This window comes from Bacillus sp. FJAT-49711, assembly GCF_018343715.1.
Classification (GTDB): Bacteria; Bacillota; Bacilli; order Bacillales; family Bacillaceae_C; genus Lederbergia.
Window position 1 is genome coordinate 545,414 of sequence record NZ_JAGYPL010000002.1, and the last position, 13,141, is coordinate 558,554.

Annotated in this window: 12 protein-coding genes; all 12 read left to right on the plus strand. The window is 37.4% G+C overall.

The window, feature by feature from the left end; genetic code table 11:
- The first annotated feature begins 42 nt into the window (after nt 1-42).
- Entirely contained in the window at nt 43-1,059 is a 1,017-nt protein-coding gene (locus KHA96_RS10270; RefSeq protein ID WP_213129205.1) for an NAD-dependent epimerase/dehydratase family protein, read from the plus strand.
- Nucleotides 1,060-2,112, plus strand: coding sequence for a dihydrodipicolinate synthase family protein (locus KHA96_RS10275; RefSeq protein WP_213129206.1), 1,053 nt, complete (start codon nt 1,060-1,062; stop codon nt 2,110-2,112). It begins immediately after the preceding gene.
- A 179-nt stretch (nt 2,113-2,291) separates the two neighbouring features.
- The gene (locus KHA96_RS10280) at nt 2,292-3,425 is read left to right on the plus strand and encodes a Gfo/Idh/MocA family protein (protein WP_213129207.1); all 1,134 of its coding nucleotides are present in this window, start codon (nt 2,292-2,294) and stop codon (nt 3,423-3,425) included.
- Between the two features lie 49 nt (nt 3,426-3,474).
- Nucleotides 3,475-4,830, plus strand: a complete 1,356-nt coding sequence (locus KHA96_RS10285) for an ABC transporter substrate-binding protein (RefSeq protein WP_213129208.1) — start codon at nt 3,475-3,477, stop codon at nt 4,828-4,830.
- 85 nt (nt 4,831-4,915) lie between these two features.
- The gene (locus KHA96_RS10290) at nt 4,916-5,848 is read left to right on the plus strand and encodes a carbohydrate ABC transporter permease (RefSeq protein WP_213129908.1); all 933 of its coding nucleotides are present in this window, start codon (nt 4,916-4,918) and stop codon (nt 5,846-5,848) included.
- 1 nt (nt 5,849) lies between these two features.
- Nucleotides 5,850-6,695, plus strand: a complete 846-nt coding sequence (locus KHA96_RS10295; RefSeq protein ID WP_213129209.1) for a carbohydrate ABC transporter permease — start codon at nt 5,850-5,852, stop codon at nt 6,693-6,695.
- A gap of 103 nt (nt 6,696-6,798) precedes the next feature.
- Nucleotides 6,799-8,310 (plus strand): sulfatase family protein, encoded by a 1,512-nt coding sequence (locus KHA96_RS10300; protein WP_213129909.1) that lies wholly within the window; start codon nt 6,799-6,801, stop codon nt 8,308-8,310.
- A 125-nt stretch (nt 8,311-8,435) separates the two neighbouring features.
- A complete protein-coding gene (locus tag KHA96_RS10305; protein WP_213129210.1) occupies nt 8,436-10,502 on the plus strand; it encodes an FIMAH domain-containing protein in 2,067 nt (688 codons plus the stop codon).
- Between the two features lie 121 nt (nt 10,503-10,623).
- The gene (locus KHA96_RS10310) at nt 10,624-11,367 is read left to right on the plus strand and encodes a creatininase family protein (RefSeq protein WP_213129211.1); all 744 of its coding nucleotides are present in this window, start codon (nt 10,624-10,626) and stop codon (nt 11,365-11,367) included.
- 45 nt (nt 11,368-11,412) lie between these two features.
- Nucleotides 11,413-11,883: a serine hydrolase domain-containing protein gene (locus KHA96_RS10315; RefSeq protein WP_213129212.1), complete on the plus strand. Its 471-nt coding sequence runs from the start codon at nt 11,413-11,415 to the stop codon at nt 11,881-11,883.
- 116 nt (nt 11,884-11,999) lie between these two features.
- The gene (locus KHA96_RS10320) at nt 12,000-12,797 is read left to right on the plus strand and encodes a hypothetical protein (RefSeq protein ID WP_213129213.1); all 798 of its coding nucleotides are present in this window, start codon (nt 12,000-12,002) and stop codon (nt 12,795-12,797) included.
- Nucleotides 12,772-13,101 carry a hypothetical protein gene (locus KHA96_RS10325; protein WP_213129214.1) on the plus strand — a complete coding sequence of 110 codons (330 nt, stop codon included), beginning with the start codon at nt 12,772-12,774 and terminating at the stop codon, nt 13,099-13,101. Before KHA96_RS10320 ends, KHA96_RS10325 begins: the two co-directional genes overlap by 26 nt.
- Nucleotides 13,102-13,141: the final 40 nt, after the last annotated feature.

A 13,141-nucleotide genomic window follows, 5' to 3' on the forward strand; every position in this document is an offset into this window, starting at 1 on the left:
CAAAGTGGAATTCAAAATTCGGAAAATTTTTGAGGTGATGAGTTGAAAACGATTGAGGAGTTAGAGAATTTTATGTCGGAGCCTTCAGCACAACTCCTGCGTGATATAGCGCTGATAGATGGAGATATTTTAATCCTTGGTGTTGGAGGGAAAATGGGTCCAACATTAGCGAAGTTGGCAAAAAGTGCAATTGATAAGGCTGGAATTGAAAAAAAAGTAATAGGAGTATCACGATTTTCTTCTGGCGATTTAAAGAATGAATTAGAGGATTATGGTATAGAGACGATTGCAGCAGATTTATTGGATGAAAAATCACTTCAATCGTTGCCTGATGTTAAAAATGTTATTTATATGGCGGGTAATAAATTTGGAACTGTTGGGAATGAGCATTTTACTTGGGCAATGAATGCTTATTTACCAGGTAGAATTGCAGAAAAATTTTCTAAATCACGAATTGTCGCTTTCTCGACGGGCAATGTTTATCCCTTAACGAAGACAGTTAGAAATAATTGTTCGGAAGATTCAACGGTAAACCCGATTGGTGAGTATGCGCAATCCTGCTTAGGGCGTGAACGTGTGTTAACGTATTTTTCACATGTAAATAAGACCCCAATGCTTTTATTTAGGTTAAATTATGCAATAGATTTACGCTATGGTGTTTTATCGGAAATTGCCAAAAATGTGTATGGTGAACAAGCGATTGATCTTACGATGGGTAATGTTAATGTCATATGGCAAGGGGATGCTAATGAATATGCCATCCGTTCCTTGCTTCATTGTAATACATCTGTAAAAGTGCTAAATGTTACAGGACCCGAAACACTTTCCATTCGTTGGTTAGCGGAGGAATTCGGCAAACGATTTGGGAAAGTACCAATCTTTGCGAATGAGGAACAAGATTTTGCATTATTAAATAATGCGGCAAATGCACACCAATTATTTGGATATCCAAAAGTGACGATTCAACAAATGGTTGATATGGTGGCGGATTGGATATCCAATGACGGTGATACGTTAAATAAACCCACTCATTTTCAAGAGCGGGAAGGTGCATTTTAAATGTTAAACATAAATGTGAAAAAACGTCTACATGAGGGAACTGTCATACCAGCACATCCATTGGCATTGACAGAAGATAGACGCCTTGATACAGCGCGGCAACGAGCTCTCACTCAGTACTATATTGATGCAGGTGCAGGTGGGATTGCGGTTGGTGTACATACAACTCAATTCGAAATTAGAGATCCGAAATATGGTCTATATGAAGAAGTGTTGACTTTAGCGATAGAAGAGATTGAGCGAGCAGGGGTAGCTGAATCTTTTATAAAAATTGGCGGGATTAGCGGACCCTTGGAGCAAGCAATAAACGAGGCAACGTTATTAAAAAATGTTGGATACGATTTAGGTCTGCTCAGCATGGGTGGCTTAGGATCAGACTCCGAAGAGGATTTGCTTGAGCGCACAAAGGAAATTGCCAAAGTTATACCAATATTTGGCTTCTATTTGCAACAATCAGTTGGCGGGAGGGTGCTAACGTATGACTTCTGGAAAACATTAGCGGATATTCCAAATGTTCATGCTATAAAAATTGCACCATTTAATCGATATCAGACTTTGGATGTAATAAGGGCGGTTTGTCATTCGCGCAGAAATGAAGAAATAGCAATCTATACTGGAAACGACGACAATATTGTAAATGATCTTTTAACGACATATAGAATAGATGTTAATGGTAAAAAGATTTATAAACCAGTAGTCGGGGGGTTGCTTGGGCATTGGGCTGTATGGACAAAACAGGCTGTGGAAATGTTTGGAGAAATTAGGAATGCGAGAGAGAAAGGCACTATTTCGAGTGAACTGCTTACATTGGGGCAGGAAATTACTGATGCAAATGCAGCCTTTTTCGATGCTAATAATAATTTCAAAGGATGCATTGCAGGAATTAATGAAGTTCTTGCAAGGCAAGGACTTCTAAAAGGGAATTGGTGTTTATTGGAAAAGGAGAAATTGAGTTCAGGTCAATCAAGACAAATTGACAGGGTATATGCTGCATATCCCCACTTGCATGATGATGAATTTGTAAAGTCAAACTTGAAAAAGTGGTTGAGCTAGTGAGAAACATAGATTCCATACTATACTTTTTTAGAGAGTTATAAAAGTAGATAATTAAGGACTATTTTAAGACTTGTCTTTTAATGAGGATATTCATAAAATAAAAAGAATAGAATAATGTGAATTTCTACTCTCATGGCATGAATATGAAAACGGTAACAAAGGGAGGAGGGTTGGATGTGGGAGAAAAGTTAGGAGTTGCAATTATTGGCAGTGGGGGGATCTCTTACGCCCATGTAGAGGCGTATCAACAATTCAGCCATCAGTGTTCAATCAAAGCGGTTTGTGATGTAAGTGCAGATAGAGCCAATCATCTAGCTTCCTATATTGATAAAGAAACAGAAATATATATAAACTATAAAGACATTTTATCCCGCAACGATATCGATGTTGTCTCAATATGCACACCCCCGTACACGCATAAAGAAGTTGTGGTGGAGGCATTAAAACATGGAAAACATGTTCTTTGCGAAAAGCCGCTAGCTGCTTCCTTGCAAGAATGTGACGAAATGATAGCGGCATCAAAAAAGTATAATAGGAAGTTATCCATTGCTTTCCAAAGTAGGTATGAAAAAGACTTTTTGCAAGTTAAGCATGTTATGGAATCTGGAATGTTAAATCCTATTACTTTCAGTCAACTGAATGCGCTTTATTGGCGTGGGGATTCCTATTACGAAGTAGACTGGCGGGGAAAGTGGGAAACAGAATGTGGTGGAGCAACGATTAATCTAGAAATTCATTTGTTGGATATTTTTATCTGGTTGCTTGGTAAGGTTGAAACTGTCTATGCAGAAATGGAAACAATTTCCCATGATATCGATGTAGAGGATCTTTCAATGGCCACACTGAAATTCGCAGATGGTTCTATTGGACAAGTCAATGGGACCTCGAGCTCAGTCATTAATACAATGGGATTTAATATTTCAGGGGAAAATAAAGGAATAAGCATTCCACTTAAGTTCCATGCGCTTAAAGAAAATGAAGGTGGCTTTCCATTGGAAGATAGGGAAGGTCTAAAATATCTAGAAAATAAAGCTAGTGAAATTCAGGTGGGACATCTTGGACATACAGGCCCCGTAAATGACTTATTCCAAGCCATAAAAAATGACCGGGAACCATTAGTAAATGGTGAAGAAGCAAGGCGAGTCATAGAGATTATTACAGCCATTTATAAATCGGCAACTACTGGTGAAAGGATACCTTTGCCAATTTCAAGTAATGACCCATGGTATACGACGGAGGGGTTGCATCATCTTGTAAAAAAAGGAAGAGGGAAGAAGGTTTCTTCTGGAATTGGTCTTAAGGCTAAATAGCTGTTTGAATAAATTAAGATTAAAAACAATAAAAAGGGGAGGCTTTAATATGCGAGTATTAAAAAAGAAGTTGCACTTTACGGTTATGTTAGTTTTAATGATGTGCCTTATTATTGGGTGTAGCAGTAACGGGAAGACGAATCAAGGAAGCAGTGGGGGGGATTCCGCAAATGGGAAAAATGGCGAAACAGCCAAAGGGGAAGATAATAAGCCTGTTGAATTATCCTTTATTTGGTGGGGAGAACAAGCTCGTCACGACCGTACACAGGAAGCCATCAAGCTTTTTGAAGAGCAAAACCCTGATATAAAAATCAAAGCTGAATTTTCGGGATGGGATGGATACTGGGAGAAGATGGCGACACGTGCTGCTGGTAAAAATATGCCTGACTTGGTTCAAATGAGTTCCGCATATCTTGCTGAATATACAGATCGGGGTCTCTTGGTGGATTTAACGCAGTATATTGACAGCGGGATTATCAATTTTGATAATGTACAACCTGCCCTAAAAGAAATTGGGAAAATAGGTGACCATATATACTCTGTAAGCTTAGGTACATCTAATAGTGCTATGTTCTATGACCCAGCTATGTTTGAGAAAGCAGGGGTGCAAGAACCAAAGCCGGGATACACATATGAGGAAATGGAAGACATGTCTAAACAAATTAAAGATAACTTTGGTAAAGGTTATTTTGGTATAACAACCTTCAACAATTCAGAGGCCTTTTCTGTGTATTTAAGACAGAATGGACAAGATTTTTATAATGAGGACTTTACTGATTTAGGTTTTGACGATCAACTTCTTATAGATTACTACAATTACTGGTTGGAATTAATGAATAATGGAATTTCTACTACAGCAGAAGACGAGGCTGGAATCCAAGGGTTAGAAGATTCATTCCTTGTTCTTGGAAAGTCACCAATGGCAGTTGGCCCAGCAAATACTTTGGCGGCATTTACAGAGGCCTCCGGAAGGTCATTAAAGATGACAACCTATCCTTCCGTACCAAACGGATTGCCGGGACAGACCGCGGGGTCAGCTACACATCTATCAATCTCTGCAAATTCCCAGAATCCAGAAGAAGCAGCAAGATTTATTGATTTCATGACAAATAGCCTGGAAGCGAATTTAATTTTAATGGCCGACCGTGGTGTTCCAATTTCATCTAAAATTAGGGAAGGGATGGCGCCTGAACTAGATGATGTAACCAAACAATTATTTGAATATATGGATACGGTAGAAGATTATACTGTTGCTGCCCCTGTTATTGGACCAGCAGGAGGTGGTGAAATTACTGATTTATTTAACCGGCTTTCCGACGCAGTAAACTATGGTGAATTAAAACCTGAAGATATGGCAAAACAATTTAGACCAGAAGCAGTCAATATCTTACAAAGCAATAATTAATATAAAAGGGGGATCTCCCCCTTTTATGGAATTCTACTAAAGTAAAGAGGAGGCATGTAGGGTGGAAGTAGAAACATCAGTGCCTATGAAAGAAAGCAAAGTTCAATCATTGAACCCATCCAGACCTAAAAAGTCGAGGTGGAAACAAGACGCCGTTGCATATGCATTTATCTCACCGTATTTAATTGGCTTTTTGGCCTTTACACTTGGTCCAATGATAGCATCACTCTATTTATCTTTTACAGATTATGATTTACTGTCAAGTCCGAAATGGGTTGGATTTGAAAATTATAAAAAAATGTTTACGGCTGATCCGAGATTTCTGACTTCCTTAAAGGTAACTTTTCAATTTGCCTTTATCTCTATTCCTTTAAAGCTAGCAGCAGCACTTTTTGTAGCATTGCTTTTTGCAAGGAACTTTCGGGGAGTTTCTTTATATCGCACCGTATATTATATCCCCTCCATTTTGGGAGGCAGTGTAGCTGTAGCAATTATGTGGCGGCAGTTATTTGGTAAAGAAGGTGCTATTAATGGCTTTCTTGCTTACTTTGGGATTGAAGGTGTTTCATGGATTTCCACTCCTGATTATGCTTTATACACATTAGTTCTCCTTGGCATATGGCAGTTTGGATCACCGATGTTAATATTCCTAGCGGGAATAAAGCAAATTCCAACCGAACTTTATGAAGCAGCCGTCGTAGATGGTGCGGGAAAGATATCAAAGTTTTTTAATATTACTATTCCAATGTTAACACCTGTTATCTTTTTTAATTTAGTTATGGGGATTATTGGTGGATTTATGACTTTTACACAAAGTTTTCTCATCACAAAAGGGGGGCCGCTGGACCGCACATTATTCTATGCTGTCTACCTATATGAGAAAGGATTTACACACTTTAAAATGGGGTATGCCTCAGCAATGGCATGGGTGCTAGTAGTCATTATCGCTTTCTTTACCGCATTAGTTTTCAAGTCATCGTCCTTATGGGTTTATTATGAGTCGGGGGAGGACAAGTAAAATGTATGCAAAAAGGAAATTTTCATCAGAACTCATTTTCCACTTCGTTATCATAGCGGCTGGCATCGCCATGATTTACCCGATATTATGGACAATTGCAAGCTCGTTAAAACCTAAAACGGAAATTTTTCAAAATGTCACTTCTTTAATTCCTTCAAAACTTATGTGGGAAAACTATGTGGAAGGTTGGGCAGGATTTGGCGGTTATACTTTTGGAACATTCTTTTTAAATACATCAATCATAACTGGAGCTACTTTAATCGGAACATTATTTTCAACAACATTGATTTCATTTGGTTTTGCAAGATTGCAGTTCCGTTTTAAAAGAACATTATTTACGATTCTCCTTGCAACGATGATGCTTCCGAGTCAGGTAACATTAATTCCCCAATATATCATATTTCACAAATTAGGTTGGGTAAACACATTTTATCCGCTGACAATCGGGGCTTTTATAGGTGGAAATGCATTTTTTATTTTTTTATTAGTTCAGTTCATTAAAGGGATTCCCAGAGAACTTGATGAAGCAGCAGTAATCGATGGAGCCGGTACATTTGGTATCTTTTGGCGAATTATTTTACCTTTGACTAAACCAGCACTTGCAACTATATCCATATTTTGTTTCATGTGGACTTGGGATGATTTCATGGGTCCGCTTATTTATTTAAATGAAGCAAGTAAATTTACGGTTTCACTAGGATTAAGGATGTTTTCGGATCCTTCAGGCGTTACGAATTGGGGTTCATTATTCGCCATTTCCGTCTTATCAATTCTTCCTATTTTCCTTGTCTTTATATTCTTCCAGAAATATTTGGTTGAAGGAATTGCGACAACAGGAATTAAATAAACTCATTAATTAGAAGTGTAAATGGTTCCTAGTTTTAGTTCGCTAGATACCTGTTTTCCGTATTTCAATTGGTGAGAAATGAGTTCCATACAAAGGGTGATGAATTGTGAAAAAGCCAAATATCTTACTTATTACAAGCGACCAACAACATTGGAACACGATCGGGGCTTTTAATCCAGAACTATCAACTCCTAATCTTGATTGCTTAGTAAAAGAAGGGACTACATTTACAAGGGCATACTGCCCCAACCCTACTTGTACACCGACAAGGGCTTCCATTATTACTGGAATGTATCCTAGTCAACATGGAGCGTGGACGCTCGGCACTAAACTATTAGAGGATCGAAAAACTGTCGGAGACGAGTTTCTTCAAAATGGGTATCGAACTTCCTTAGTTGGAAAAGCACATTTTCAGCCTTTAGTTTCATCCGAAGAATTTCCATCTTTGGAGGCCGATCCTATATTGCAGGATTTGGACTTTTGGAAAAATTTTAAAGATCTATTTTATGGATTTGAGGATCCAGAAATAGCTAGAAATCATACAAGTGAAGCGCATGTAGGACAACATTATGCTATTTGGATGGAGGAAAATGGTTGTAAGAACTGGCGGGATTACTTTGAAGAACCTACTGGCACAATGGGGGCGGAAACAAAATATTCATGGCCGATTCCAGAAGAGTACCACTACAATACCTGGATTGCGGAGCGAACAAATCATAAAATGGAAGATTTTGCAAAGAACAATGAAAACTTCTTCCTTTGGGCGAGTTTTTTCGACCCGCACCCACCTTATCTAGTGCCAAAACCCTGGGATCGTATGTATGATCCGGAGAAGGTAACCCTTCCAAAGGGGCTGGAAGGGGAGCATGATCAAAATCCACCGCATTTCGGTAAAACGCAAGAAGAAGAACCAGATTTTACTGATTATGTTGAAACAGGGTACGGGTCACATGGTTACCATTCCCATATGGTGACGGATGAACACCGCAAAAACTTAACTGCGACGTACTACGGAATGGTTAGCATGATGGATAAGTATATTGGCAAGATACTCGATAAATTAGATGAACTTGGAATTGCTGATGAAACTATTGTTGTTTTTACAACTGATCATGGACACTTTTTTGGGCAACATGGGCTTCAATATAAAGGTGGGTTCCATTATGAGGATTTAATTAAACTTCCATTTATCGTCAGATATCCGGGCAAAGTGCCGGAAGGAAGAATATCGCCTGCCATGCAATCATTGGTTGATTTGGCTCCGACATTCCTATCTTTTGCAGGTATTAAGGTTCCTTATAGAATGACAGGGGTGGACCAAAGGGAAGTTTGGCTGAATGAAAAAGACGTGGCAAGAGATCATATCATATGCGAATTTCGTCATGAGCCTACCGCCATTCATCAAAAGACTTATGTAAATAATCGGTATAAAATAACCGTCTATTACAATCAAGAATATGGCGAGTTATTCGATTTGGAGAATGATCCGGATGAGTATCATAACCTATGGAATAAGTCGGAATATCAAGAATTAAAACAGCAACTATTTCTTAAATATATATGGGCGGAATTAGGAAAAGAATCCATGCCTATGCCGAGAGTTTCAGGAGCATAATAGGTAAGTTTATACGCGCTAAGGAGGAATGTGTTGGAATAAGCACATTATCATGTTCTGTAAGACTGGGTAAAAAAAAGCTTGCCAACCATATTTATTACGTAGGGATTGGAGTGTTTGTTTCAATGTTAAAAAGAAGACGTAACTATATATCACGTTTTACTTGTGTCGTGTTGGCTGCATTGTTGATGTTTGCGATATATCCATCATCGTTTTTTGCGGAGAAGGATATCAGCGCTACAGAACTTATAAGCATAGAAACATACGGTAATTTTGAAACAGCCGGTATCGATATAAAATTTGATAATCTAATCACTGATGAAACGGCTTCTATTTTTTATAAAAAATCTTCAGAAGCTATTTACAGGGAAGGCCACTCTTTCACAAAATACGATGGAAACCATATGGCGACCAGTTTGTTTGATTTAAAAAAGGATACAAGTTATGACGTTAAAATAGTTGTAAATGGTTCCCAAGGTTCAACTGAGTATTTTACAACAGTCAAAACAAAACCTGAATATACACTTCCGGTCGCTACAAAAACAGTAAATGTGGGCAACCAGCAGCAATTGGATGCAGCTATTGTAAATGCAAAACCAGGAGATCATATCTTACTAGATCCAACAGGTGTATATAGTTCAGCAAATTTTGAAGGTAAATCTGGTACAGAGGCAAATCCAATTCTTATTGGTTCTCAAGGAAAGGACAAGCCTTTGATAGAAGGACCTGTAAAATTATATCGTTCCAACTATATCGTTGTAAATAATTTAGAAGTACACAATGAGGCCGGCATAGGAGTACAAATTAGAGGGTCTCACTACGATGTGGTTGTTAATAGTGATATTCACGATAGTATTGGCGGTCCAACCACTTATCATGGAAATATTCACATTCATCATAGCGATGAAGGGAGTATGCCGGGAATCGGTGGCCATTTAATTATGAATAATGTACTAAGCGACGAAGATCATGAGCCGATTACAGATACGCAAGGTCCAGGGAATTCCAATACGGCTAATGATAGACAAACTTATTTTGGAATTAAGCAAGATGATAATCCAGGAGCATTTACAACAATACGTGGGAATATTATTTACGGGGTGGTAGATGGGATAGCTCCATCGGGTGATGAAAATAGTGATCCTGTTCTTGGTCAAGATGAACCGGATTTGTTGTTGACGTATCCAAATCAAAATATGGATATCTATGACAACATTATTTACAACGTAAAAGATGATGGCATCGAAATGGATGGTCTTACAGTTAATTCGAGGGTTTTCCACAACCATATTGGAAAGTCAGAAAACTCTATTTCGGTAGCACCAGTTTACCCAGGACCTATTTTCTTTGTAGGAAATTCAGCTTATGGAGCTCATCAGGGAAGTACGAAACTAAATACCGGAGTACGTGGGGAAACTAGAAATCTATATTTCTACAACAATACATTTGTTCAAAAAACTGGCACAACCTACGGTGTTATTTATCGGGGTGAACCAGCTAAAACAAATAATATTGTTTATAAAAATAATATCTTATTAGCTGAAACACGCATCATAAATAGTGATAACTATAATTATGGCATGAATATGTGGCACTTAAATCATGTATTTGACTATAATCTGGGATTTTCCAAGCTAACAGAAGGAACAGTTTATAAATGGAGCACTATACAAGGAGATCCTCTTAATAATGCAAGATTCGATACACTTGAGGAATTTAGGGCTGCTACGGGTCAGGAAGAAAATGGTGTTTGGGGAGATCCCATCCTAAACTTAACACCGCTTGCTGATTATCCTGAAAACTCTTTATTAATGGATCTTCGCATTGCCTCAGAAGACTCGCCTGCTATAGGTGCGGGTGCTATTATACAAGGAATTTCGAACCGATTTGCAGGAGATGCACCTGATATTGGAGCATTCCAATATGGTTTGGAAGATGAAATAGAATACATGAATCAATTAATAGATCAATACATTGCTACGGGAAAATTAAGAAGTCCTCTAACAAAGCAGTTAGAAAATAGTTTAAAGCAAGCAGAGCATCATTTAAATAAGGGATCGATTAAGCTGGCGACAAAATTTATGCAGGATTTCTTAAAACATATGAATAATAAAAAAGATAAAATATCTGCGGATGCTAGATTGGAACTTGAGGAAAATGCCAATAGACTTATGAATTCCTGGAATCAATAAAAGTTTCGACTAGTGGGATACCCGTTGATTTGCAGTTTAAGTTCTTTACATTGTATCTAAATATAGGGGGAGTAGGAAGCGGATGTTAATGTCCGCTCCTTTTCCGTTGGAGGTTAATTGCATGTTAAGTATGTTCAATTCAAAAAAAGATTTCTACGATTCAAATTGTACGATTGCAATTCTACCAGTCGGAGCATTGGAACAGCATGGGAGCCATCTTCCCGTCGGTACAGATATTATTTTTGCCGAATATTTTGCTAGACAAATAGCCGAAAAACTTGAAGGGACTTATCTTCTACCAGCGATCCCGATCACCTCTTCCATCGAACATAGAGAAGGAAAGGGAACGGTTTTCGTTAAAGCAGACACTTTGGCGCTTATTATTAGGGATATTGCGGAATCGCTCCAGTACGCCGGGTTTAAACAGTTGATTATACTAAATTGGCATGGAGGTAATTGGATTATTAAACCGACAATTAGGTCGTTAAATAGAGAATTGAATTCGTTTGAAGTCATTCTTTTGGATTCAGGTCTTGCCATTTATAAACATGGTGAAATATTTAAACATACGGAAAACGATTTGCATGCAGGTGAAATGGAAACATCTTTAATGCTTTATTTACATAAAAATTATGTTGGTGAAATAAGAACCCAAACGAATACCGATTTTACACCCCAAGCTTTTATGGACTATTTCGATGTCACTCAAATTACCGAAGATGGATATTGGGGTTACCCAGAGGAGGCAACATTTGAAAAAGGTGAGAAAATGGCCCAACTCTTTATTGAATGTGCACTTGAATATCTTCAAGAAATTGAACGTGTGAAATTAAAAGTGACGGGTAGTATTCATCCACAGTTATAAAGGAATGGACACTATTTAAGCCTGTTAAGGGGAATGATGATCCAAATGAACTTGCCTAGATGTAAACCTGAAGAACAACATGTATCTTCTAAATCAATCCTAGATTTCATAAACGCACTGGAATCGGAGGAATTAGAGATTCATAGTTTCCTTTATTTGAAAAACGGATGTGTCATTGCTGAAGGAACGTGGTCACCATATCTTAAGGAACAACTACATATTACTAATTCCTTAAGTAAAAACTTCACTTCTACCGCTATTGGACTAGCGGTGGAGGAAGGAAAACTTTCATTGGATGATTCTGTCATTTCCTTTTTTCCAGAATATATGACAGAGGATATTGAAACAAATTTGAAAAACCTTACGGTGTATCATTTACTTACAATGACAACAGGACAGGATACATCCCCTTTTTTTAAAAAGAGCGATGATTGGGTAAAGGAATTCCTAAATATGCCCATTGTTCATGTGCCGGGTACTTGTACAGAGATAATAAAGTTGTTTAATTTACAATAAAGTCATTAAAAAATAATAATGTTGTTTAAAAATCCTTATGTCACTAACGGACAAGTTACTTTAATAATGAATGTTATAATTAAGGAAATTTATTGCAGTATTAGGGGTGGGAATTTATGGATAAAGAGGAACAAGTAACATTAGAAGTATGGAATGATAAAATATCTATAAACATTATGGGGACGAAGAAACTAGCATTTGTAGACCACACTTCTAAAATGTATGACCTAATCAAAAATGCAAGATTTAGAATTCCTGAAACCGAGGAAGCTAAAGAAAATTACAAGTATCCGTATTCAAAGGAATATAAAAAAACATTACATCAGATCTCATTTGATTATTATTACGGGGAAGAATTGCGGAAAGAAGCATATAGTAAGGACTATATAATTGAGCATCTTGATAATGACGGATTTAATTGTTCAATATCAAACCTTTTTTTATTGAAGAAAATTAAAAATACTTATAAAGGTTGGAATTTTGACAAGTTAGTAGATAATAGCAAGCATATTGCAGCGCTGAGGATATATCATGTTTTAGAAAATAGAACATTTCAAATAACCATTGCATTCAATGAGTTATACCACAATGATCACATTGGAAAGTCACTTGAAAAAATTCGATTGCTCTATCCGTATAATTATGAAATTGTACTACAGGATGCTGAACAAATAATTGAAGCTATATTAAATAGAGAAAATATTAACTTCGAAAGATGGAAGGAAATCTACAGGTTTAAAGATATTCGTATCAAGTATGCACCTGAATTACAATTAACGGAAGAAGAGAAGCAACAACCACCTGGTTCATTAGTGATCAGAGATGGTCATTACTATTTTATTGTTGGGAAAACAGATACTGGAGTTGGACTCATCACCTCGATACCATATGATAAAAATTGGAACATTGATTGAATTGGTATTAGAACTGAAAGGATTTAACGACCCTGCAGGTAGAGTTATACCAATCAGTGAAATCAAAAAATCACATGAAACTGTTAAAGAACAATTAGAAAAACACGAGAATGCTGTTAAAAGTAATCAGCCACCGTTGCTCGATGGCAACCAACTAAAAGTGCTTAAAAATGTTGATGGTTTGCTTGGTGGTATTTTGCAAGCGTTTGAACAAGCTCAAAAACATGAAGCTAAAGAACATGAAAAGAAGGAAAAACAGCGTTATAGAGGGCAAAAAAAGAAGTCAAATGTCTTGGAACTTTAAAAAAGATTAGGTGGCCACTCCCAGGAGTGGCGCCAAACCT